The sequence below is a fragment of the Pseudoruminococcus massiliensis genome (assembly GCF_900291955.1).
Taxonomy (GTDB): Bacteria; Bacillota; Clostridia; order Oscillospirales; family Acutalibacteraceae; genus Pseudoruminococcus; species Pseudoruminococcus massiliensis.
Map to the genome: position 1 here is coordinate 17,411 of NZ_OLMR01000001.1, position 22,025 is coordinate 39,435.

27 protein-coding genes are annotated in these 22,025 nt (G+C 36.6%); 7 read left to right on the forward strand and 20 right to left on the reverse strand.

Annotated elements, in window-relative coordinates; translation table 11 throughout:
• Nucleotides 1-66: 66 nt before the first annotated feature.
• From C9914_RS00095 to C9914_RS00165, 15 genes are all read right to left on the reverse strand, one after another.
• Nucleotides 67-849, reverse strand: coding sequence for a sugar phosphate isomerase/epimerase family protein (locus tag C9914_RS00095; protein ID WP_106762619.1), 783 nt, complete (start codon nucleotides 847-849; stop codon nucleotides 67-69).
• A 171-nt stretch (nucleotides 850-1,020) separates the two neighbouring features.
• The gene (locus tag C9914_RS00100) at nucleotides 1,021-1,968 is read right to left on the reverse strand and encodes a hypothetical protein (RefSeq protein WP_106762621.1); all 948 of its coding nucleotides are present in this window, start codon (nucleotides 1,966-1,968) and stop codon (nucleotides 1,021-1,023) included.
• A gap of 19 nt (nucleotides 1,969-1,987) precedes the next feature.
• On the reverse strand, nucleotides 1,988-2,899 hold the full coding sequence (locus C9914_RS00105) for a hypothetical protein (protein WP_106762622.1): 912 nt from the start codon (nucleotides 2,897-2,899) through the stop codon (nucleotides 1,988-1,990).
• A 182-nt stretch (nucleotides 2,900-3,081) separates the two neighbouring features.
• Nucleotides 3,082-3,807, reverse strand: coding sequence for an RNA polymerase sporulation sigma factor SigE (sigE, locus tag C9914_RS00110; RefSeq protein WP_106762624.1), 726 nt, complete (start codon nucleotides 3,805-3,807; stop codon nucleotides 3,082-3,084).
• Nucleotides 3,808-3,821: 14 nt separating this feature from the next.
• A complete protein-coding gene (locus tag C9914_RS00115) occupies nucleotides 3,822-4,685 on the reverse strand; it encodes a sigma-E processing peptidase SpoIIGA (protein WP_158707291.1) in 864 nt (287 codons plus the stop codon).
• A 74-nt stretch (nucleotides 4,686-4,759) separates the two neighbouring features.
• Complete coding sequence (purD, locus tag C9914_RS00120; protein WP_022264799.1) at nucleotides 4,760-6,028, reverse strand: phosphoribosylamine--glycine ligase; 1,269 nt, start codon at nucleotides 6,026-6,028, stop codon at nucleotides 4,760-4,762.
• Nucleotides 6,029-6,064: 36 nt separating this feature from the next.
• Nucleotides 6,065-7,240, reverse strand: a complete 1,176-nt coding sequence (locus C9914_RS00125; protein ID WP_022264800.1) for a phosphoribosylaminoimidazolecarboxamide formyltransferase — start codon at nucleotides 7,238-7,240, stop codon at nucleotides 6,065-6,067.
• Between the two features lie 17 nt (nucleotides 7,241-7,257).
• On the reverse strand, nucleotides 7,258-7,965 hold the full coding sequence (locus tag C9914_RS00130; protein WP_106762628.1) for an IMP cyclohydrolase: 708 nt from the start codon (nucleotides 7,963-7,965) through the stop codon (nucleotides 7,258-7,260).
• Between the two features lie 241 nt (nucleotides 7,966-8,206).
• Nucleotides 8,207-8,836: a phosphoribosylglycinamide formyltransferase gene (gene purN, locus C9914_RS00135; RefSeq protein ID WP_106762630.1), complete on the reverse strand. Its 630-nt coding sequence runs from the start codon at nucleotides 8,834-8,836 to the stop codon at nucleotides 8,207-8,209.
• Nucleotides 8,837-8,854: 18 nt separating this feature from the next.
• Nucleotides 8,855-9,889, reverse strand: coding sequence for a phosphoribosylformylglycinamidine cyclo-ligase (purM, locus tag C9914_RS00140; RefSeq protein WP_022264803.1), 1,035 nt, complete (start codon nucleotides 9,887-9,889; stop codon nucleotides 8,855-8,857).
• Between the two features lie 51 nt (nucleotides 9,890-9,940).
• Nucleotides 9,941-11,368 (reverse strand): amidophosphoribosyltransferase, encoded by a 1,428-nt coding sequence (gene purF / locus C9914_RS00145; protein ID WP_106762632.1) that lies wholly within the window; start codon nucleotides 11,366-11,368, stop codon nucleotides 9,941-9,943.
• 39 nt (nucleotides 11,369-11,407) lie between these two features.
• Complete coding sequence (purE, locus tag C9914_RS00150) at nucleotides 11,408-11,926, reverse strand: 5-(carboxyamino)imidazole ribonucleotide mutase (RefSeq protein ID WP_022264805.1); 519 nt, start codon at nucleotides 11,924-11,926, stop codon at nucleotides 11,408-11,410.
• A 35-nt stretch (nucleotides 11,927-11,961) separates the two neighbouring features.
• Entirely contained in the window at nucleotides 11,962-12,243 is a 282-nt protein-coding gene (locus C9914_RS00155; RefSeq protein WP_106762634.1) for a hypothetical protein, read from the reverse strand.
• A gap of 161 nt (nucleotides 12,244-12,404) precedes the next feature.
• Nucleotides 12,405-13,358 carry an SPFH domain-containing protein gene (locus tag C9914_RS00160; RefSeq protein ID WP_181013426.1) on the reverse strand — a complete coding sequence of 318 codons (954 nt, stop codon included), beginning with the start codon at nucleotides 13,356-13,358 and terminating at the stop codon, nucleotides 12,405-12,407.
• A 25-nt stretch (nucleotides 13,359-13,383) separates the two neighbouring features.
• On the reverse strand, nucleotides 13,384-13,824 hold the full coding sequence (locus C9914_RS00165; RefSeq protein ID WP_022264808.1) for an NfeD family protein: 441 nt from the start codon (nucleotides 13,822-13,824) through the stop codon (nucleotides 13,384-13,386).
• A gap of 321 nt (nucleotides 13,825-14,145) precedes the next feature.
• Here C9914_RS00165 and C9914_RS00170 point away from each other — a divergent pair, with 321 nt between their 5' ends.
• Complete coding sequence (locus tag C9914_RS00170) at nucleotides 14,146-14,742, forward strand: DUF4364 family protein (RefSeq protein WP_106762635.1); 597 nt, start codon at nucleotides 14,146-14,148, stop codon at nucleotides 14,740-14,742.
• Between the two features lie 8 nt (nucleotides 14,743-14,750).
• Here the strand turns inward: C9914_RS00170 and C9914_RS00175 are convergent, their stop codons facing one another.
• The 4 genes from C9914_RS00175 to C9914_RS00190 form a co-directional block, all read right to left on the reverse strand.
• On the reverse strand, nucleotides 14,751-15,011 hold the full coding sequence (locus tag C9914_RS00175) for a pro-sigmaK processing inhibitor BofA family protein (protein WP_022264812.1): 261 nt from the start codon (nucleotides 15,009-15,011) through the stop codon (nucleotides 14,751-14,753).
• 64 nt (nucleotides 15,012-15,075) lie between these two features.
• Nucleotides 15,076-15,561 carry an LURP-one-related/scramblase family protein gene (locus C9914_RS00180; protein WP_022264813.1) on the reverse strand — a complete coding sequence of 162 codons (486 nt, stop codon included), beginning with the start codon at nucleotides 15,559-15,561 and terminating at the stop codon, nucleotides 15,076-15,078.
• 23 nt (nucleotides 15,562-15,584) lie between these two features.
• On the reverse strand, nucleotides 15,585-16,019 hold the full coding sequence (locus C9914_RS00185; RefSeq protein ID WP_106762637.1) for an ImmA/IrrE family metallo-endopeptidase: 435 nt from the start codon (nucleotides 16,017-16,019) through the stop codon (nucleotides 15,585-15,587).
• Nucleotides 16,020-16,021: 2 nt separating this feature from the next.
• Nucleotides 16,022-16,417, reverse strand: a complete 396-nt coding sequence (locus C9914_RS00190; RefSeq protein ID WP_022264815.1) for a helix-turn-helix domain-containing protein — start codon at nucleotides 16,415-16,417, stop codon at nucleotides 16,022-16,024.
• 260 nt (nucleotides 16,418-16,677) lie between these two features.
• Here C9914_RS00190 and C9914_RS00195 point away from each other — a divergent pair, with 260 nt between their 5' ends.
• The 3 genes from C9914_RS00195 (at nucleotide 16,678) to C9914_RS00205 (ending at nucleotide 17,513) form a co-directional block, all read left to right on the forward strand.
• On the forward strand, nucleotides 16,678-16,890 hold the full coding sequence (locus tag C9914_RS00195; protein WP_106762639.1) for a hypothetical protein: 213 nt from the start codon (nucleotides 16,678-16,680) through the stop codon (nucleotides 16,888-16,890).
• Nucleotides 16,891-16,910: 20 nt separating this feature from the next.
• The gene (locus tag C9914_RS00200; RefSeq protein WP_106762640.1) at nucleotides 16,911-17,219 is read left to right on the forward strand and encodes an RNA polymerase sigma factor; all 309 of its coding nucleotides are present in this window, start codon (nucleotides 16,911-16,913) and stop codon (nucleotides 17,217-17,219) included.
• A 69-nt stretch (nucleotides 17,220-17,288) separates the two neighbouring features.
• On the forward strand, nucleotides 17,289-17,513 hold the full coding sequence (locus tag C9914_RS00205) for a DUF378 domain-containing protein (RefSeq protein ID WP_106762642.1): 225 nt from the start codon (nucleotides 17,289-17,291) through the stop codon (nucleotides 17,511-17,513).
• 62 nt (nucleotides 17,514-17,575) lie between these two features.
• Here the strand turns inward: C9914_RS00205 and C9914_RS00210 are convergent, their stop codons facing one another.
• Complete coding sequence (locus C9914_RS00210; protein ID WP_022264819.1) at nucleotides 17,576-18,784, reverse strand: acetate kinase; 1,209 nt, start codon at nucleotides 18,782-18,784, stop codon at nucleotides 17,576-17,578.
• A gap of 102 nt (nucleotides 18,785-18,886) precedes the next feature.
• On the opposite strand from C9914_RS00210, the gene C9914_RS00215 reads away from it, so the two are divergent.
• The 3 genes from C9914_RS00215 to C9914_RS00225 all read left to right on the forward strand — a co-directional run bounded on the left by C9914_RS00215 (nucleotide 18,887) and on the right by C9914_RS00225 (nucleotide 22,019).
• A complete protein-coding gene (locus C9914_RS00215) occupies nucleotides 18,887-20,077 on the forward strand; it encodes a nucleotidyltransferase (RefSeq protein ID WP_158707292.1) in 1,191 nt (396 codons plus the stop codon).
• 2 nt (nucleotides 20,078-20,079) lie between these two features.
• Nucleotides 20,080-20,466 (forward strand): hypothetical protein, encoded by a 387-nt coding sequence (locus tag C9914_RS00220; protein ID WP_106762645.1) that lies wholly within the window; start codon nucleotides 20,080-20,082, stop codon nucleotides 20,464-20,466.
• 77 nt (nucleotides 20,467-20,543) lie between these two features.
• The gene (locus C9914_RS00225) at nucleotides 20,544-22,019 is read left to right on the forward strand and encodes an NADP-dependent glyceraldehyde-3-phosphate dehydrogenase (protein WP_106762647.1); all 1,476 of its coding nucleotides are present in this window, start codon (nucleotides 20,544-20,546) and stop codon (nucleotides 22,017-22,019) included.
• Nucleotides 22,020-22,025: the final 6 nt, after the last annotated feature.

A 22,025-nucleotide genomic window follows, 5' to 3' on the forward strand; every position in this document is an offset into this window, starting at 1 on the left:
AATATATTTTAGAATATTTTTTAATTTTAACTACAAAACTAATTTATTATTAAATTATTTATTCTCTCAAAGAAGTTTAGAAAGCTTTTCTGCACTCCTCATAAGTTCTGAAACATCATCAAAGTTATTTTTATAAATTTCAATAATCACATCTCCGTCATAGCTTATTTTTCTGCATTCTGAAAAAAACTCCTTATAATTAAAATCCCCATAAAATGGGAGCAGGCAATCTTTTCCGTTAGTATGGTCATTGATATGAATATGTTTCAAGCTATTTCCCATTGAATCTAAAATTTCAAAAGGACTATATCCAGAACGCACTGCCTGTTTTAAATCAAGCGTAAATTTTGCACTATCTGGAATAATCTTTCTCATAGTTTTTATAAAATCCGGTGATGATGCACGAAACTTATTTACATTTTCGTGCAAAGTTTCTACCCCGAATTTTCTTCCCCTTTTCGCAATAATATCAAAGCGTTTGCAATATTCTTCATCAGAAAGATTATATCTATCTGGAAAAACTCCACCATGAAGTATGAGCTTTTTTGCCCCTAAAATCTGAGCTCCCCTATAAAATTTCTCGTAAAAATCTACAGTATCATAAAATCTTCGTCCATAGTTTGAGAAAAATAGAAATGGCTCCATTCCCGATAAAAATGGGTGTATAGACACAACCTCACAATTATTTTTCAGAATATATTCGTTAAGCTTTTCAAGATATTCAGGCTCAAGCTCAGAAAATGAGTTGAAGAAAATTTCTATTATGCGAAATCCGTTTTCTATAAGTGTAGCTACGGCTTTTTCTGTTTCCATAGGATATAAACAAGCTGTTGATGCACCAATTCTCACAAGTTTTCCTCCGATTTATAAACTTTATTATTATTTTATGATATATTCAGATTTAATTCAAGTCTTTTTGATATAACTCAATAAAATCTAAAGCTTCGCTCAAGCCTTTTCAAAGCACAGAAGGGTAGAAAAAATCCCCCTGCTTTTCAGCAAGAGGATTTATTTAATTTATTAAGATTTTGAACTTGTTGAAGCCTTGCTTGATTCTGCACTTGAAGAACCATCTACTGCATAAGAATATTCTTCTGCCTGAATAAGCTTGTAATCTGATGGATAATCAAATTCTCCATCAGGAATTTCGTGTGTCATAGAAACAATTCTAAGGGCATAGTAATCATTACCATTAATGATTTTCATTCCCTTAAATTCCTTGTTATCGAAATAATATTTTACATGCTGTTCTTCGACTTTTGAAGATTCTGATGAAGCGGAAGACGATTCATTTACTATGATTTTATACTCTTCATAGTCCATTTCCTTGTCACCAAATTTTTCTTTTCCGCTCTTGAGCATTTCTATATTAGTAATATAGAAAAGCTTTGCAAGATATTCTGTATAGTTCTCTGCATAGCCTTTCTCAAACTTAGACCAAGTTATAGTCTTTTTTGTATCATCAATAACATATCCCTTGTCATCTTTAACAATAGACTTACTAAGGTTATCCTTAGAATCACCTGTTGCCGCAGAAATATTATTTCCGTCACGAGTTATTATAACAACCTTTGATGAATTTGATGCTGTAGCAAACATATCAATTTCAAGGCGATACTTATCTTCATCAAGCTCTACAAAGAAATTATGTAAGCCATCTTTGAGCAAAGCTCCTGCATTTTTTGCCATAGCTGCATTTGAAAGCTTATTTGTATCAGAAATTTCTGAAGAAGATGTTGTTTCAGATGAATTACTGCCTGAAGATGTACTCTCTGAAGAACCACTATTAGTTTCAGAAGAAGTCTTATTTTCTGAACTTGAAGAACTCCTGCTTTCACTATCTGATGCAGAGCTTGATATTCCACCTTCTGCTTTAGAAGCGTTTGTTTCTGTACCAGAATCATTATTACAAGCAGCAAAAGAAGTTAGTATGAGTGCTGATAATATAATTGCAAAAAATCTTTTCATTTTATTACTCCTACTTTCTTTAGTTTAATGAAGTTGAAGACGCTGTTGAAGAAGCAGCTGAATCCTCAGAAAGCTCACTTCTTTCTGTAAGTGTATAATCTGATGGATATTCAAAATCGGCATCACTTACATTTTGACTAAGCTCAATAATCATTGTTGTATAGTAATAATTGTTCTGCGTATGTTTTAAGCCTGCTAACTTTCCATTGCTATCAAAATAATATTTTGCTCTTTCAACCTTTTTTTCTCCTGATGATTCAGCAGAAGATTCACTTGCAGATGAGTTACTTTCAGGCTCTTTATATTCTTCATAGTCATACTCTGTGCCATTTATTGTTTCCTTGCCACTTCCGCAAAGTTCAAGTGAGCTAATATAGAAAATATTTGCAGTATAAACTGTAAAATTATCAACAAGATTATCTTCTACATTTGCCCATGTTACTGTCTTTTTACTATCATCAACTTCATAGACCTTATTATCTTTAACAATTTGGAGATTTGTATCATAGTCTTCTGCGTCCATAAATGAAGATATCTTATTGCCACTTCTCTTAACAGTATTTGTACCCTTAACGACCTTGCCATTTGTAGATTCTGTAAGATATTCAACAGCATACTTTATAAGATATTTTTCTGAATCCATAGTATTCATAAATTCCTGCAGAGCTGGCTTTAGGAGTGGTCCACAACCGCTTGGAATTTTCAAATCTGAAATTGAATACTTAGTAGATTGGCTTGTTTCTGATGATGTAGTACTCGATTCTGAATTTGATGTAGTCTTTGATTCTGTTTCTGATACAACACTACTTTCTGCGGAAGATGATGTATTAGTGGATTCAGCAGAAGATTCTCCATCAGAGCCACTATTACAAGCTGTAAACGACATAGCAATCATTGCTGCCATAATTAGTGCAAGTGATTTTTTTATCAAGTAAATAACCTCATTTCATTTATTGCATATTTCAACAAAAATTTTAGAAATCTATATTTTTATAATATCATTCATAAATTTGTGTGTCAATACACAAAAAAGAACAATTCGTAAATTATGAGTAATTAAAGTACCATTAATGAAAATAAAAAGAGCCTTGGCAAAAACCAAAGCCCATATTGTTATATAAAATTTGACATTTCTAAATCTTTTTTCAACCTTGAAATTATCTTTTTTTCAAGCCTTGATATATAGGACTGAGAAATTTTCAGCTTATCTGCAACTTGTTTTTGAGTATGCTCGCACTCACCATTTAAACCAAAACGAAGCTCCATAATTTCTCGTTCTCTGCCAGAAAGCCTGCTTACTGCTTTAAGCAATAGCTTATGTTCAGATTCACGCTCAATATTACAGTTTACGCTATCATCATCACAACTCAATATATCTGAAATAAGAAGCTCGTTGCCGTCCCAATCAACATTAAGTGGTTCATCTATGGAAATTTCGTTTTTTTGCTGTGAGCTTTTTCTTAGAAACATAAGAATTTCGTTTTCAATACAACGAGAAGCATAGGTTGCAAGCTTAATATTTTTTTCGGGATTAAAGGTTCTCACTGCCTTTATAAGACCTATCGTTCCGATAGAAATTAAATCCTCTACGCTTGCTGATTTTGATTCAAACTTTTTTGCAATATAAACTACAAGCCTTAAATTATGTGTAATCAAAGTTTCTCTTGCCGATTCGTCGCCCTCGGCTAATTTTTTCATCACAAGCTCTTCCTCATTCTTTTTAAGAGGTGCAGGAAGTGTTTCTGAACCGTTTATGTAATGAACCTCACCAAATTTTAAAAGTCTATGCTTTAGCAACTTAAATCTGATTATACATATAATTTTTTGAAAAATGTTCATACCGTTTTCCTCCGCTAATTTAATATAATTTCTGATGGAATTATTGCAGAAAAACTCTCTGATAACCTTCTGCTTGTTACAGCTATATATGCCTCTGACTCTATATTTTTTCCGTTTAAAATAACCTTTATAGAATCAGGCTTAAACGCTGGTAATAAACCCTCTCCACCTACGCTATTATATGGAACAAGTCTTATACCACTTACATAATCACAAGAAGTATCACTAACAGAAACAGTCTTTGCAAGATAATCAGAAATCTCACTTGGCAAAACTACTTCAAGCTTTTCTCTTTCTGCGACTATAACAGGTAAATTTGAGAATGGTTCTTTCAGCATATTCCCTGTGTCTGTCTTAGCGATAAGCTTAACACTTTTTTCATTATTCTCAACCACAAGCCAACAAATTTCCTGACTTGCTAAAGAACGACCACTCACTCTGCAAATAATACGAATAATTATGTAACAGGCTAAAATTATCCCTACAAGCATAATCGGTGAAATATCTATATAAACAGCACCATTCCTTATAGCGACAGGTGGCGAAAACAGCATAAAAAAAGCAATACAAGCTCCGCAGAAACAAAAAGTTATAAGAAAATATGCTGATACTGATTTCAAAAAGGATTTTCTGCTTGTCGGAAAAAATGTTGCAAAAACCACCGCAAAAGCCGTCACAAGACGAATTATAAGACTTAAAAATTCATTCATCGGCGGTAGAAATATTACAAAGGACGAAGTCGCTCCAACCAAGCCTCCTAAAACCATTCTTCGGTATCTTGCCTTTAGCGAAAGAAATTTTCTTACCGACAACAACAGCATAAAGTCGATAATGAAATTTACGCAAAACAGTATGTCTATGTATATAACCCTATGCAAAAAATCACCCCCGACTGTGTTTATTATCTCACAGTCGGGGGCTGAATTTATGTCATATTTTAGAACCCAAACAATTACTTTCTTGTTCTGCCTATATCTTTTCTGTAATGAGCACCGTCAAAGCTGATTTTCTCAACAGCCGCATAAGCGTTATCAAGGGCTTTCTCAAGAGTTTCTCCCTTTGCAGTAACACCGATTACTCTACCGCCGTTTGTATAGAACTTTCCGTTCTCAAACTTAGTTCCTGCGTGGAAAACAACTGCACCGTCAACCTGACCGTTTTCATCAAAGCCGTCCATCTCGATACCCTTCTTATATGCCTCAGGATAGCCACCACTTGCCATAACTATGCAAGCAGCATTATCCTTTGACCATTTGATGTCTACTTGGTCAAGCTTTTCATCAATAACAGCATTGACAATATCGACCAAATCGCTATCAAGAAGTGTAAGGACAACCTGTGCCTCAGGGTCACCGAAACGAGAATTGTATTCGATAACCTTAGGACCATCTGGTGTGAGCATAAGTCCAAAGTAAAGACAACCCTTGAAAGGTCTGCCCTCTTTGTTCATAGCCTCAACAGTTGGCATAAAGATTGTCTTCATACAAACTTCTGCCATATCATCTGTATAATAAGGGTTAGGGCTGATTGTTCCCATACCGCCTGTGTTAAGTCCCTTGTCACCGTCTAATGCACGCTTATGGTCCATAGAGGAAATCATAGGCTTGAGTGTCTTGCCGTCAGTAAATGCAAGAACAGAAACCTCAGGGCCTGTAAGAAACTCCTCGATAACAACATTGTTGCCAGATTCGCCAAATTTCTTATCTTCCATAATTTCCTTAACTGCGTCTTTAGCTTCTTCAAGACTCTGTGCAATAATAACGCCCTTACCAAGAGCAAGTCCGTCAGCCTTTATAACTGTTGGGAACTTATTCTGTTCCTCGATGTATGCAATAGCCTTTTCAGGGTCAGAGAAAACCTCATAACCAGCAGTTGGAATGTTATATTTTTTCATAAGGTTCTTAGAGAAAACCTTACTGCTCTCGATTTCAGCAGCCTTTGCAACAGGACCGAAAGCTCTGATTCCCGCATCATTAAGAGCGTCAACAACACCTGCAGCAAGTGGGTCATCAGGTGCAACAAAAACAAGGTCTATATTCTTTTCCTTAGCGAAAGCAATTATATTCTCTTTATCCATAACGCTGATATTAACACACTCAGCGTCCTTCGAAATACCGCCATTACCTGGGGCACAATAAATTTTTCCTGCTTTAGGACTTTCCTTTAATTTCTTGATAAGTGCGTGTTCTCTGCCACCGCTTCCAAGCATAAGTATATCCATTTTATATACCTCTTTTCTATGAAGTTAAGGTTTTTATTAGTGATGGAAAAGTCTGATTCCTGTAAATGCCATTGCGATATTGTACTTATTACAAACCTCAATAACATTATCATCACGAATAGAACCACCTGGCTGTGCAATAAATTCTACACCACTCCTGTGAGCTCTTTCAATATTGTCACCGAATGGGAAGAATGCGTCTGAACCAAGAGATACTCCACTGAATGTTTTGAGCCATTCCTTTTTCTCCTCACGAGTAAGTGGTTCTGGCTTTTCTGTGAAGAACTGTTCCCAGATACCGTCCGCAAGAACATCTTCGTAATCATCAGAAATATAAACATCAATAGTGTTGTCACGGTCAGGACGGCGAATATCCTCCTTGAATGGAAGTGCCATAACCTTTGGATTCTGGCGGAGATACCATATATCAGCCTTGTTTCCTGCAAGTCTTGTGCAATGGATTCTTGACTGCTGACCTGCACCAACACCGATAGCCTGTCCGTCCTTTGCATAACAAACAGAATTGGACTGTGTATACTTAAGTGTAATCAAAGCAATAATCAAATCACGCTTTGCCTCATCAGTGAAAGTCTTGTTGTCTGTTGGGAAGTTCTTGAGCAACTCCTCGTCAATCTTGAGGCTGTTTCTGCCTTGCTCAAAAGTAATACCATAAACCTGCTTATGTTCAATAGCTGCTGGAACATAGTTAGGGTCAATCTTAACTATGTTATATGTTCCTCTTCTCTTGCTCTTAAGGATTTCAAGTGCTTCATCTGTATATCCAGGGGCGATGATACCGTCAGAAACTTCACGCTTGAGAATTAAAGCTGTTTCCTTGTCGCAGACATCAGAAAGAGCCGCCCAGTCACCGTATGAGGACATTCTGTCCGCACCACGAGCCTTTGCATATGCACTTGCAATAGGAGAAAGCTCTAAATCGTCAACAAAATAAATCTTCTTGAGAGTATCAGAAAGTTCTGTTGCAACGGCTGCACCAGCTGGGCTTACATGCTTAAAAGACGCTGCTGCTGGAAGTCCTGTTGCTGCTTTAAGCTCTGAAACCAACTGCCAGCTATTGAAAGCATCAAGGAAATTGATATAACCAGGCTTACCATTGAGAACCTCGATAGGTAAATCTGCTCCATTTTCCATAAAGATTCTTGATGGCTTCTGATTAGGGTTACAACCATATTTGAGTTCTAATTCGTTCATTCTGTTCATTCCTTTTATTATGAATTTTTGTTTACGATACGGGATTCAGTCTTGCCTGTTTTGATGTCAATATATCTTGCAAAGAATGAAACCTTATTATCAGGATTAAGGCTTTCCCAAACCTGCTTTGTAAATTCGTCAATATCACCTGAAAGCTTTATACGCTTTGGCTCACCCTTAAATGACGGAATAGGATTGCCGTCATGCTCATATGTATGAATAAAGTGTCCCTCGCCAGAAATAGGCTCTGCATACTCATAGAAAAATCTGAGTACAGCTTTTTCTCTGTTATTATCACTCTTGAGAATAGACATTTTATATGAGAATGTTCCGTTGTGACGATTTACGATACCCGAAATTCTCGGTGTAAAATTCGGGGGGTCTGGCTCGAATGTACGAGTTCTTAGAGCGTCCTCAAAGGATTTTCCCTCAAGAATAAAATCACGAACAGTATCCGTCTGGTCGCCGTTTGTGACAACTGTTGTTTCACCGATTTCTCTTACTGGTGCATAGATAATCAAAGATGGGTCTTGAAGCTTTGATTCATCGAAAGCCTTTGTTTTAAGGTCTGCACCCTCAGCAACAAAAATTCTGTTACGGCTGTTTTCGCTTCTGCCCATAATGAAATAGCCGATAACTATTTTCTCGCCATCATCACTTTTTCCTATAATAATTCCTCTGCCTGGATATGTGTTTCCACTTAATTCTTCTTTAATATCTATCATTTTCGACTTCCTTTCGTTTACTATTTTATGCTTTTTCACCCATTGGGTAATTACTTCCTCCGCGTGAATAAAAGTCGGTTTAGAATATCGAGGTTTTGCTTGCAAAACCGACTACGCGTCTTGGGGGCGGCGGCTCGCCGCTTTAAAAAGGCTTGAGCGAAACTTTTAACTGTCTTAAATTAAGTTAGTTAACAAATCGTAGGGGCGAACTTTGTTCGCCCGTTCAGTAGCACATTTTTCATTACTTACTACGAATATGAACCTTTCCATCTACAACTTCCAATCTATCTTGACAGAAAAGTGATACTGCCTCTGGGAGAATCTTCCACTCACACTGTTCCATAACTCTGCGTTGAAGTGTTTCAGGTGTATCGTCCTCAAGAACATCAACAGCCTTTTGCAAAATGATAGGTCCACCATCGCATACCTCATTTGCAAAATGAACTGTCGCACCTGTAACCTTAACGCCCTTTTCAAGTGCTGCTTCGTGAACTCTAAGTCCATAAAAACCTTTTCCGCAGAATGACGGAATAAGTGCGGGGTGAACATTCATTATTCTATTTGGATATGCACGAGAAACTATCTCATCAAGAATAATCATAAAGCCTGCATAAACAATCAAATCAGCCTTTTCTTCTTGAAGAAGTCTTAAAATTTCCTTGCTGTAAGAAACGGAATCAGGATATTCCTTTCTCGGACAAACTATCCCCTTGATGTTATGCTTTTTTGCTCTTTCAAGGGCATAAGCACCTTCTTTAGATGCTATAACGCAAGTAATCTTGCCACCCTTGATTATTCCGCTCTCCTGTGCGTCTATCAAAGCCTGAAGATTAGTGCCTCCGCCCGAAACGAGAACAACTATATTTTTCATATTATACTCTCCCGAAAATTAGCAGATGATAACACCCTCATCACTTTCAACAAGCTCACCAAGAACATAAGCTTCTTCGCCTGCTGCCTTGATTGCTGCGATAGCCTTATCTGCGTCAGCCTTGTCTACTACAACTGTCATACCAACACCCATATTAAATGTGTTGAACATATCGTGCTCAGGAATGTTACCAACCTTAGCAATCAAATCGAATATTGGAAGAACCTGTACATCAGCTCTTGCAATCTTAGCAGAAAGTCCCTTTGGAAGTGAACGAGGAATATTCTCATAGAAGCCGCCGCCAGTGATATGAGAAATAGATTTAACCTTAACTGCGTCAAGTAAAGACTGAACAGCCTTAACATAAATCTTAGTAGGTGTAAGAAGTGTTTCGCCAAGAGTTGCACCAAGCTCATCATAATATGTAGAAAGAGTTTCCTCATTTACATAGAATACCTTACGGACAAGTGAAAAGCCGTTTGAGTGAACACCGCTTGATTTAATACCAATCATTACATCTCCGGCTTTTTGTGTTGATGGGTCAAGAATCTTGTCCTTATCTACAACACCAACAGAGAAACCAGCAAGGTCATATTCATCAACTGGATAGAAACCAGGCATTTCAGCAGTTTCTCCGCCAATCAATGCACAACCACTCTGAATACAGCCTTCTGCAACGCCAGAAACGATTGAAGCAACCTTCTCAGGAACATTCTTACCTACTGCGATATAGTCAAGGAAGAATTGTGGCTTTGCACCGCAGCAGATGACATCGTTTACGCACATAGCAACACAGTCAATACCAACTGTATCATGCTTATCCATAAGGAAAGCAATCTTCAGCTTTGTGCCAACACCGTCTGTACCGGAAACAAGAACAGGCTTTTTGATATTCTCAACATCAAGCTCGAAAAGACCGCCAAAGCCGCCTATTCCTGAAAGAACACCAGAAGTCATTGTCTTAGCGACATGAGCCTTCATAAGTTCAACCGCCTTGTAACCTGCTGTAACATCAACACCTGCAGCCTTATAGCTGTCACTATAGCTTTTCATATTGTACCTCCGAAAAATATATTTTAATTATTTTACCAAACAAATTTTAGCTTAGAGTTTCTTTGAATACTTATCCTCGTGTGATTGTCTTGAAGCCTCTATCGGATAATCTCCGCTGAAGCAAGCGTCACAGAAATCAATCTTACATTCATCAGCAATTCTATGCAAACCGTCTATGCTTAGGAAACCAAGAGAATCTGCACCGATTTCAGCACACATCTCATCAATACTCTTATGTGCAGCTATGAGATTATCTGTGCTGTCAATATCTGTGCCAAAATAGCAAGGATACTTAAATGGTGGAGAAGAAATTCTAAGATGAACTTCCTTAGCTCCTGCTTTCTTTAGCATTGAAACAATATGCTTACTTGTTTCGCCTTTAACGATAGAATCATCAATGAGAACAATTCTTTTGCCCTGAACATTTGATTTCATAGCGTTAAGCTTGATTCTCAAGTTATATTGAGCGTGTTTTTTTCTATTGTTGTGAGCTCTGCCGATAAATCTGTTCTTTACAAGTCCAACGCCATATTGAATACCTGATTGCATTGAATAACCGATAGCAGCGTCAATTCCGCAATCAGGAACAGCACATACCATATCAGCCTCAACAGGGTGTTCCTTAGCAAGCTCAATGCCTGCTCTCTGTCTTGCAATATTTACGCACATACCGTCAAGAACTGAATCAGGTCTTGCAAAGTATACGAACTCAAAAATACATAGGCTTGTCTTACCACCACAATTATTCTTATAGCTGTGTACGCCCTCATCATCAATTACAACCATTTCGCCCGGTTCGACATCTCTTACAAATTCTCCGCCAAGGCTATCGAAAACGCAAGATTCACTTGTGATAATATAATTCTTACCAAGCTTACCAATACAAAGTGGTCTGAATCCTCTCGGGTCACGCACACCAATTAAGCGTGACGGTGCCATCATTACCATTGAATACGCACCCTTAATTTTATCCATAGCATTCAGAACGGCTTCTTCTATGCTTGCAGTTTCAAGTCTTTCTTGAGCTATGATATATGCGATAACCTCAATATCACTATTTGATTGGAAAATCGCACCGCCACGATGAAGATGTTCTCTAAGCTCAGAATAATTAGTCAAAGCACCATTAAGAGCAAGTGAAAGCTGACCATTGACATATCTCATAAGAAGAGGCTGAATTGATGTTCTGTCGTTTGCAACAGATGCTGTTGTATGACGAACATGACCAAGAGCAATTTTAGCCTTTTTAAGTCTTGAAAGTTCCTTTTCAGGGAGAGCCTCTGGCACAACGCCAAAGCCCTTGACAACGCTCATATTGCCGTTATCGTTTATTGCAATACCGGCACCGAGAGTTCCTCTGTGCTGTAAAGCATAAAGTGCAAGATATGTTTCGTCAATAATATCAGTTGCATCATTTCCGAAAATACCAAACACACCACATTCATCGTGGATTTTATCCTCAATAAATAAATCTGTCATTATTTTAACTCCTATTTATTTCAAGGTGAATCGAAATAATCAGTTCTTGCCCAAAAGTTCCTTAACCTTATCTTGAATAGCCTTGTCCTTAGCCTCTACGCCATTCTTCATCTTGACCTTCTCGTCCTCAAGCTTTTTAGCAAGCTCATCATCAGAAAGTGCAAGCATCTGTACAGCGAGGATTGCAGCATTTGCAGCACCGTCAATAGCTACTGTTGCAACAGGAATACCAGAAGGCATTTGAACAGTTGCGAGAAGTGCGTCAAGTCCGTCAAGAGTTGAGGACTTTATCGGAATACCGATTACAGGAAGTGTAGTATTAGCTGCAAGAACTCCGCCGAGATGTGCAGCCTTACCTGCTGCTGAAATAATTACACCAAAACCGTTTGCCTTAGCTGTTTTGGAGAAATTTTCCGCAGCCTCAGGTGTACGGTGAGCGGACATTACATGAACCTCAAACGGAACTCCGAAAGAATCAAGAGTTTTTATTGCTCCTGAAACTGTTGGAAAATCGCTGTCGCTTCCCATGATAATAGCTACTTTTTTCTTTTCTGACATTTTAATCTATCCCCTTTTTAATAATTTATGATTTATCAAGGCTGCATTTTGCAAAGTGAAAACTCATCAAGATTTCCTCTCCATTTTCCATGGAAGAAACCTAAGAATAATTTTCTGCCCTCTTCCATAGGCATATCATTTTCATAGAGGGCAAGCTTTGGATTTTCCTCTGTTAATACGCCTATTTCTGTATGTAATATATCATCATTCCAAAATGCCTGCACAACAGATATGGAACTATAATCATAACCTTTATAATCTTCTAAATTAAGATTAGATTCGCAATATTCAACAAATTGTTGAGTAAATTTATACACAGGGTTTCCTCTTTTACTTCATAATAAACAACACAAGGCTGTGGATATGCTCCACAGCCTTAGTTGTCATCTGTTTTTGAATACACTTATACATACTTTTCCGAAAATTGAATTTTCACGCAATGTAAAGTGCATTGTCATAACCTCCGAGAATTAGTTTTTCAGCTATTTGTTTCAGTTGTTTGAGCCTGATGTTCAGGCTTCGGGGAAATATCTATATTTTTATCCGAAACCATTTCTTTCAGTGTTGCGGCAAGAGTTGCCATAGATTGAATCTCGGACGGAATAATAATCTTTGTTGCTCTGCCGTCGGCAGCCTTTTCAAAAGCTTCAAGGCTCTTAAGTGCAATAACCTTATCTGTTGGAGAAGCTTCGTTCAACATCTTTAAGCTGTCTGCATAAGCCTTTTGAACTGTCATAATAGCCTCAGCTTCACCCTGTGCCTCACGAATCTTACTCTCCTTAATAGCATCAGCCTTGAGGATAGCAGATTCCTTTAAACCCTCTGAAACAAGAATCTGAGAACGCTTATCGCCCTCTGCGTCAAGAATCTTTGCTCTTCTTTCACGCTCTGCCTTCATCTGCTTTTCCATAGCAGCCTGAATTTCTCTCGGCGGAAGAATGTTTTTAAGCTCAACACGCTTAACCTTAATTCCCCAAGCGTCTGTTGCTTCATCAAGAATAACCTGAATCTTAGTGTTAATAACATCTCTTGAAGTAAGAGTATTGTCGAGCTCAAGGTCACCTATGATGTTACGGAGAGTTGTTGCAGTAAGGTTTTCAATAGCTGCAATAGGATTTTCAACACCATAAGCATAAAGCTTAGGGTCTGTGATATAGAAGTAAACAACAGTATCAATCTGCATTGTTACATTATCACGAGTAATAACTGGCTGAGGTGGAAAATCTACAACCTGCTCTTTTAAAGAAACTCTTTTAGCAACTCTCTCAATAAATGGAATCTTCAAGTGCAGACCTGTTGACCAAGTTGTCTTATAAGCACCAAGTCTTTCTATAACATATGCGTGTGATTGCGGAACAATCTGAAAGTTTTTTATAATAATAATAATTAGGATAATTGCAAGAATCAAAAGCACCCAACCTATTGGTTGCATAATAACACTTCTTTCTTAAAATTTATTATTTCTTAGTTTCTACGATTAGCTTTACTCCCTCTATACTTTTAATATAAACCTCAGTATTTTCGGGAATAATCTCATCATTATCTGCGACAGCACTCCATACATCGCCCATAACTTTTACTCTGCCGACCTCTTTTCTACCGTTTATCTGCGTAAGAACTGTACCTGTTTTTCCGATAAACATATCTGCATTTGTTGCAGTTTTTTCAAATTTCATTAGCTTTTTGGCAAGTGGTCTTGTAAGTATAATTGCAACAGCCGTTACCACTAAGAAAATTATAATCTGCAAGTAAATCGGGGCATCACAAAATTCTGCAATAATAGCAGCAATGCCACCCAAAGCCATCCAGATAGCTGTCAGCTGAACAGATGTAATAAATTCAACAAAGCATGAACAGATAATCACACATAGCCAAATCCAAGGCATTTGCTCTTCCATATTCTCACCTCACAATCAGGATAACATTCATTTCATATCAAGCAACACACCTCGATATGAAATAACCGCTATACAGTTGAATACAAGGCATTGATTTTATATAGATTTATTTTACCATATATGCCGTAAAAAATCAAATATTACATAAAAAAAGCTAATTAAAAATTCTTTTATATATTTCGAATGCATTTAATTAAAGTATATTTTTTGAAAAATTCTCTAAACTATTTCAAATTTCACCCCAAATATGCTATAATATGATTGTTATATCTACAAAATATGTAAAATCAAATTTTAAGTATATATCACGAGGTGTAAACTATGGATTTTGACGCATTTACAGGTGGCGTAGAGCCAGGTGGTCTGCGAAATAAAAGCGATATATGTATCCTTATCTGTTATCTTATAAATTCAGCAAATCGACCACTGAAAAAAGAGGATATTGTTTCCGTCATAGTAAATAATGGACTTGCCAATTACTTTGAAACAAATGATGCAATGTATGACCTCCTCCAAAGTGGAAATATTGCAGAATTTGAGAATACGAAAGATTATTATATTCTTACTGGCAGAGGAAAAATGATTGCAAACCAGCTTGATACCACATTGCCGTTTACAACAAGAGATAAAGCACTTTCCGCTTGTATATCACTTCTTGCCAAGCAAAAGCTTCAAAAAGAAAATCCCGTTAAGGTTGAAAAGCTTGAAAACGGCGGATATAATGTTTCTTTCTCAATTACTGACGGAAGTATGACACTTATGAGCTTTACAGTATTTATGCCTGACTATTCACAGGTTAATCTGATAAAGCGTTCATTTTATAATGACCCACAATATATTTATACTGTTCTGCTTGCCGCTCTCACAGAAAATCGTGAAATGATAAAAGACTCTCTTGATAAGCTGATAGCAAAATAAACTTTCTTTTAACATATCAGTTGAAGCAACAGCATAGCTGTAACCCCAGGAATACCAAGAGTAGATGAAATTCCAAGCGAGAGCGGACTTATAGGTATGCTTACGCTTGTAAAAATAGAAATTATATTTATCACAAGCATACACGCAGGACCTAAAAGCAAACCCAAAAGAGTTGAACGGATAGGGTGTTTTGATTTCATAATCTTTCGTATAGCAACTAAAGCCAAGAATACTCCAACACATATCAACAAAATAGCCCACCACGGCATAAAATCAACCCCTCATACACTTTTTTACAATGTATGAGGGGCTGTCTTTTTTTATGCAGAAAATTTATATCGGAACAGTGTTATTTTCGTCATAAATTCCATAATATATGCTAATAGCTGATGATACCGCAAGACTAATTAAGATATAATCCTCATTTAAAATTTCAAGCTCATGACATTCACCAAGCTTACACCAGCTATGCTTTTGATTAGCAACTATATTTTTGCTGTGGTCTGTTAGTTTATAATCTCCTGTTAATAATACACCATCAAAATATACGCTTGCTCCATAGATTGCCATAGGCGATTTTGCTTGAGGCGTCATTATAAATATAATTCGTTTTCTGCCAATTCTCACCCTGAAATGTGGAAATGCAAAAGGAGATGAGGTTATTGCAACAAATTCTTCACCATTCATATTTGAGATTGCCATTTTCTGATTATTACCAGAGATTTCGCCAGAAACCTTAAAAACTTCATTGCCATTGAAGTCAAATATCGCAAGTCGTGAATCAACATCAGAATTATCACGAATTATAAAATATTTCATAATGCTCACCTCCAAGTAATAAATCATTCAGGAAAATATTTCAGTGTAATAAGCTTTAATGGTATGTGAGTAATTCTTGAAATTTCTACAACGCTAAGTCCTTCATATGTTGAAAAGGTTTCATCTTGTAGGAGAAGATTAACAGCAAACAAATCTGCTTCACGCTCATATTTTGATGTGCAAAGATGCGTTCTGCTATTAAGGCTGATTGAATTTGTTTCACTATGTAAAATTATATGTCCTAATTCGTGAGCACATACTACTTTTGCTTCATCTTCATCAACGGTATTATTTATCACAACAACAAAGCTTTTTAAAATTTTTATAAAAAAGCCACGAACACAATCGGGCAATTCCTGATATATAACATTAATGCCGAGATAATCACAAAGCTCAAATGGCGAATCAGTATTATATTTCTTAACTATATTTGAGGTTATTCTTTCGATATTCTCCATATCTAACCTCCGTTACGGTTCCGACTATTCACCGCAACGGCAGCAGCAACTCTTATTGCATCAATAATCTTTCTTCTGTCATCGTCGGTTATCGGTTCACCATCAAACATAAGACCACTCTGGTTAGCAAGCATTTCAGTAAATTCGTCTATAACTTCACTAACATTACGGTTTTCATTCTGATTTAAAGATTTGCCATCATCTAAACCAAGAAGATAGTCTGTAGTAGTATTTAGCACAGCACAAATTTTTAAAAGCATTGTGCTATCTGGCTCTCTTCTGCCCTGCTCATACATTCCTACCGCTGAAGACGCCACACCTAATTTATTAGCAAGCTCTCTTTGTGTAAAACCACATCGTTTTCTGCAATCCTTTAGTCGTTCTGAAAATACGCTCATAGCTGCCACCTCTTAAAAATATTATAACCATAGTAAATTACGATTATTTTACAACAAATATATTATACCACACATTATGTGTAAAATCAACAGTTTATAAAAAATTTTTAGCGAACAAATTTTCGAGAAAACTATTGACATTTATTAATTACTTTGATAAAATTAAACTATAAAGAGAACATAAGTTTGTCTCAGTTTGATGTTCTCTTTTATTTTTTGAAATTTTATAACACATTTTGTGTATATAAGGAGGATTCTTTATGAATTATAATGAGATGGCAAGAGAATATAAGATAACCGCTAACGAACTTTTAAAAAAAATAGAAAATCTAAAAATTGAAAAAAAGGGCAGCTATGGTATTCAGCTTAACGAGCTTAATCACAGAATTAAAATGTTAGAGGAAATGTATGTTGATTGCGATTTCACCGCAAGGGTTATGAAAGCTCGCGCAACAAAGAATATAAAAAATTAAACTTATTATAGGTGGTCAAAATGCGTAAAAAACTTCTTTCCATATCCAATGAAATTGACAATTATACATCGTTTATAAAGTATCAAAGAAAAGGAACAAACTTAGGCAGGTTAAATGAATATAAAGACGGACTTCGTAAAATAATAGACAATGAGCTTACTGAAAAACAGCGTTTTTGCTTTTATCAGCGTTATTATGAAAATCAAAGTATAAAAGAAATCTCAAATATTCTTGGCATAGCTGATGCAACTGTTTATAAGCATATACGCAATGCTATGAAAACAATAAAAAGCTTTGTTGCAATTTATGGAGATGAATATTTTAAATAAAGACTGTCAATATTATTATCAGGCTTTGTAAGCATTATTCAAAACACATAACAAAGGAGGTCATTTATTATGATGGATAAAATAGCACTTATACTTCTGATAATCGGAGGTCTTAACTGGGGCTCTGTCGGAATTTTCCAATTTGATATTGTTGCCTGGATATGTGGCGGTCAGACTGGAATTGTTAGTCGAATAATCTATACACTGGTTGCTCTCTCAGCAATATGGTGTATATCACTTCTTTTTAGGGATAACACCGAAACAGGAGATTCTAACCACGCTAAAGAGCAATAAATCCGACATAGTGCATAAAAATAGCGGAGTAACATAATCAACAGTTACTCCGCTAATTTTTATTATTTACTGATTAAATCTCTTGTATCTCTTGCGATAAGAAGTTCTTCATTTGTAGGAATTACAAAAACTTTAATGGTAGAATCTGGTGTAGAAATAAGACCGCCCTTGCCTTTGATTGTTTCATTATTAATCTTTTCATCAATCTTAACGCCCATATACTCAAAGTATTTGCATACACCTGTTCTATGGCTCGCCTGATTTTCACCTATACCAGCTGTGAATATGATAGCTTCACAACCACCGAGAACTACCATATAGCTTCCAATAAACTTAGCAATTTCATATTCAAGCATTTGATGTGTAAGTATTGCTCTTGGATCACCCTTTGCTGCTGCTGCACAAATATCTCTGTCATCACTTGAAATTCCAGAAACACCAAGCATACCAGATTTTTTATTGAGAAGGTCGCTCATCTCAGATGGTGTAAGACCTTCCTTTTCAGCAATAAATGTAACAACAGACGGGTCGAGTGTACCTGTACGAGTACCCATCATAAAGCCATCGAGAGGTGTAAGTCCCATACTTGTATCTACAACCTTGCCACCATCAATAGCTGTTATAGATGAGCCATTGCCAAGATGACAGCTTATAATCTTTGTATCCTTAATATCCTTGCCAAGAAGCTCTGCACACTTTCCGCTGACATATCTGTGTGAAGTTCCGTGGAAACCATAGCGGCGAATACCATACTTTTCATAATATTCGTAAGGAACAGGATACATATAAGCCTTAGGTGGCATTGTTGAATGAAAGGCTGTGTCGAATACAGCAACCTCTGGCAAATCTTTGCCAAAAACATTTCTGCAAGCAACAATACCCTCAACATGAGCTTTATTATGGAGAGGTGCAAGCGGAATGAGAGATTCTATTCCCTTGATGACATCATCATCTATAAGGACAGATTCTCTATAAAGTGAGCCGCCCTGAACAACTCTATGACCAACAGCGGCAATATCAGAAATATTCTTAATAACTCCGTTTTCAGGGTCAAGCATAGCCTTTACAACACAGTTAAAAGCGTCTGTGTGGTTATTCATAGGAAATGGCTTGTCCTTAATCTGAAAACCAGTATGTGACTTAAAAGTAAAGATGCTACCATCTGAACCAATTCTCTCACAAATACCCTTTGCGAGAACTTCTTCGTTCTCCATATTTATAAGTTGGAACTTTAATGAAGAACTTCCTGCATTAATAACGAGAATATCCATTATAAATACTCCTTTTTGTTGCAAATTTCTTTTTAATTTATTATAATAATAATACATTCTACGGAACATTTCAACTTTTTTTTGATATGAGGGGTGATTTTTTTGAATCTTTTTTCTGTAATCAGCGAATTTAACCCATTTCACAACGGACACAAATACCTTATAAAATCTATGCGTGAGCAAGGTGCAACTCATATTGTGGCAATTATGAGTGGAAACTTTACCCAACGTGGCGAGCCTGCAATTATCAGCAAATATGCAAGAACAAAATCTGCTCTCGAAAATGGTGTTGACCTTGTAGTATTAATGCCAGTGACATATTCCACAGCCAGTGCAGAAAGCTATGCCTTTGGTGGAGTCACCCTTGCAGAAGCCTTAGGCTGCTGCAATTCACTTTTCTTTGGCAGCGAATGTGGTGATATTAAAAAATTAGAAAAAATATGCGAAACTTTTGAAAGTATAAAATTTAAAGCTTGGTTTGCCGGATATGTTTCAAGCAATGAGAGCTATGCACGAGCAATAGAACTATCGCTTGCAAATATGCTCGGAAATGAATATGCTGATATTATTCGTGCTCCGAATAATCTTCTTGCGGTTGAATATGTCAAGGCTATTCGTGATATAGGTAGTTCACTTATACCAAAAACAATCATAAGAAGTGGTGTTGCACACGATTCTCAGACTCCTAACGAAAACTATGCCTCTGCATCATTTATACGCTCTTTGATTAAATCTCATTCAAACTATGAAAAATTTATCCCTGAAAAAAGTTACGAAATCATTTGTAATGCTATTCGTCAAAAAGCTGCTCCGGTAGATTTTTCAAACCTTGAAAAGCTTATCATTTATCGCCTTAGAACTATGACAGAAAGCGAATATAAGCAACTTCCAAATATCAGTGAGGGCATAGAAAACAGATTGCGAAATGTTTCCCTAAATGCAACAAATCTTGAAGAACTTTTTGATAAAATTAAAACAAAACGCTATCCTAATTCAAGGCTAAGAAGGCTTGTTTTAAGAGCCTTGCTTCATATTACCGAAAGCGATTGTTCTATACCTCCGCAATATATCCGTGTGCTTGGCTTTAATGAAAAGGGTAAGGAAATTTTGCGAGAAATGCGTAAAACAGCAAAGTTGCCAATAGTCATGAAAGCTCAGGATATAAAAGAGCTTAGTCTTGAGGCAAGGCGACAGTTTGAATGTGAAAGCATAGCTGATGATATTTACGCTCTTGCATTACCTAAAACAGGAAAATTTGGCAAAAATTTTACGGAGAATATAATTATAAGATAATTATGCTTGATTTTACTAAGTTAAATATGGACGAAATCCAAGCCTACTGCAAAAGTGATAAGGCTATCATAAATTTTCAACTTCTTCCGTCTTTTATGATAATACAAGAAATTGCTATAATCCTTGCAAGCTATGGAGTTACAGAATTTTCTGCTGAAGATGTAAAGGAGCTTTTCACTGCACTTGATATGCACAATGAGAAAGGCAAAAGCATTATTCCTTCACGCAAAAAAATTACTGGCGTTCTTGAAACTCAGCCACGAAATTCCATTATCACATTAACAGAAAAAGACGGGATTTTCACTGTAACAAAATTTGATGATTCGGGTTATCGTTGCGAAATTGAAAGATTAGTGGCGAGCCGCCACTCCCAAAACACATTCCACTAATTAAAAGAATTTAATATAAAAATGAATTAAGTCCGCTTAACATTCACATACTCTATATATTAAGGAGTGATTTTTGAATGTTAAACGGACTTTATGATTCGAAAAAAAATTATAAAAATCTAATAGGTGGCGATTGGCTTTTCGCAACAGATAATGCTAATCTCAAAATCTTCTCCCCTATTGACGGTTCATTGATTGGTACTGTTCCTGCAATGAGCTGTGAGGATATAGATTATGCTATGAATGTTGCTAAAAAATCTCAAAATTTATGGCAAGAAACACCTATGTATATGAGAGCAGAATATCTCTATCGTGCCGCAGACCTATTAAAAGAATACAAACAGGTTATTTCTCATGTTATAACTATGGAAATCGCAAAGGACAAAGCCTCTGCCGAAAGCGAAGTAGAACGCACTGTGGATTTTCTTAGATATACTGCTGATATAGGCAAGTCCCTTGAGGGAACATCTGTATATGGAGAAAATTTTCCAGGCGGAAGTAGAGACAAGCTTTCATATATCACAAGAGAACCTCTTGGAACAGTTCTTGCAATTTCTCCATTCAATTACCCTGTAAATCTTTCTGTATCCAAAATTGCACCCGCACTTATGGGCGGAAATACTGTTGTTTTAAAGCCACCCTCTCAAGGCGGTATAAGTGCCTTATATCTTGCCTTGGTATTTAAAGAGGCTGGTTTGCCCGACGGTGTTCTTAATACTGTTACAGGCAGTGGCTCTGAAATTGGCGACTACCTCATAACACACCCTAATATTGATTTTATAAATTTTACAGGAAGTACTGCCATTGGTCATCATATTGCAAAGACTTGTGGAATGATTCCGATTATGCTTGAACTTGGTGGAAAAGACGCCGCAATTATCCTTGATGACTGCAATCTCGACTATGCCGCCGAACAGTGTGTCGCTGGTGCGTTCTCTTATTCGGGTCAAAGATGTACCGCTGTAAAACGCATACTTGTTATAGAAAGCATAGCTGACCAATTTGTTGCTCTACTCAAAGAAAAAACTTTAAAATTAAAAAGTGGTTCTCCACACGAAGATGTAAGCATAGTTCCTCTGATAAACGATAAATCCGCTGATTATGTTTTCGGTTTGATTGAAAATGCTGTATCAAAGGGTGCAGAAGTTATCACTGGTGGCACTCGAAACGATAAACTAATCTCGCCAACAGTTTTGGACTATGTAACAACAGATATGGAGGTTGCGTGGGAAGAACCTTTTGGACCAATCTTGCCTATAATTCGTGTCAAAAACATTGATGAAGCTATTTCAATAGCAAATCGCTCAGAATATGGACTGCAATCCTCAGTTTTCACAAGTGATATAGGCAAAGCCTTTACAATAGCACGAAAATTAGAAGTCGGAACAGTACAAATAAATAATAAAACCGAGCGAGGACCAGACCATTTTCCATTCTTGGGCGTTAAATCCTCTGGTATGGGAACACAAGGTATCAAATATTCAATTGAGGCTATGACAAGACATAAAGCAATCGTTGTAAACCTTGCCGCCCCTTGCAATAAAAAACGATAACAAACA